1 protein-coding gene is annotated in these 1487 nt (G+C 62.1%); it reads right to left on the minus strand.

Annotation, left to right across the window (positions count from 1 at the left end; translation table 11 throughout):
• Window positions 1-20 precede the first annotated feature (20 nt).
• Window positions 21-1142, minus strand: a complete 1122-nt coding sequence (locus tag AC0L3X_RS47055; RefSeq protein ID WP_063981152.1) for an IS630 family transposase — start codon at window positions 1140-1142, stop codon at window positions 21-23.
• Window positions 1143-1487 lie beyond the last annotated feature (345 nt).

Consider the following 1487-nt stretch of genomic DNA (forward strand, 5'->3'; position numbering starts at 1 on the left):
CTAGTACCTCGTCACAGGGATTATGACTCTTTGGAAGTGGCGGGGTAGGCGCCAGCCATTTTGGCGCGAGCCTTGTCTGTTGTGAACATCCATTTGATGCGGGAGCGGGCGGCATTTCGTTGTCGTTCCCAGGCGGTGATTTCGCGGCGCAGTCGCTTAGGGTCGTCGATCCTGCGATCCAGGCACTGGCCCCGCAGGACGCCGATTTCGATCTCGACCATGTTGAGCCAGCTTGCGTGTTTTGGGGTATAGTGGAACTCGAGCCGTCGCAAAATCCGCCTGGCTTCGGCGGGCGGGAACGCCTGATAGAGGGCGCCGGCGGAGTGGGTCGATAAATTGTCCTGGACGACCCGGATGATCTCGGCGTCGGGATAATGGATGTCGACGAGATCACGCATGCATTGGGCGTAATCCCTTGCCGCTCGCCGCTCGGTGACCTTGACCTTGCGCCAGGGACGATGCACGTCGAGGAGAACGAAGAGATTGACCGTGCCATTGCGACGATACTCATAATCGTAACGTTCGAGCCTGCCGGGCTTGGCCGGGATGGGCTGACGCGTTTCGCCGATGAGTTGCACCGGGCTTTCGTCGAAGCACACCACTGGCCGCCTGGAGTCGGGTGCCTCGGCATAGAGGTCGAGCACATCCTCCATGCGGGCGACGTATTCGCCGTCGACCTGCGGAATGCACCACATGTCTTTGCGCCAGGGCTTGAGGGCATTCTCGGCCAGGCGCCGCCGAACCGTCTCGTGCGACAGGCTCTTGTGTTCGGTGAGCTTGACCATCGCACCCGCCAGCAGCTTTAGCGTCCAGCGGGCACGGCCCCTTGGCGGACTGGCGCAGGCTGTCGCCACCAGCAAGGCTTCTTCCTTGCCCGTGAGTTTGCGCTCCGCCCCGGGACGCGGCTCTTCGCTCAGCGCCCGCTCCAGATTGCCTTCCACGAAGCGTCGCTTGGTCCGGTACACGGTCGAGCCGCTCACGCCGACGCTCCTTGCGATCTCCTCGTCGCTGGTCTCGGCATCGGCGGCCAGCAAAATCTGCGCTCGCTTGAGCTTGCGGGACGCATGCTTGCCGCCGCTGAGCAGTGCCCTCAGTTCGGTGCGCTCGATTTGGCTGAGTTCGACCCGATAGCGTACATTCATGGCGTGCCTCCTCGTTCGAGGCACGCACGAACAACTGAATCGGATGGCCGGCGTGAGTCCTTCGACAAAACCCTTCACGCCCACGCAGGGGCAGTATCTGGCTTTTATCCACCTCTATACCCGGCTGCATCGCAGGCCCCCGGCCGAAACCGACATGCAGGAATATTTCCGCGTCAGCCCGCCTACGGTTCACCAGATGGTCCTGACACTGGAACGCGCCCGCCTCATCAGACGGCAGCCAAGGACGCCTCGCAGCATCGAGGTCCTCGTTGATCCGAAACTCCTGCCGGAGCTAATCTGACCGCCGGACCCAACCTGTCAAAATCACTGTGCAGAGCCACTAGT

The organism is Bradyrhizobium sp. MI1.7 (assembly GCF_055811795.1).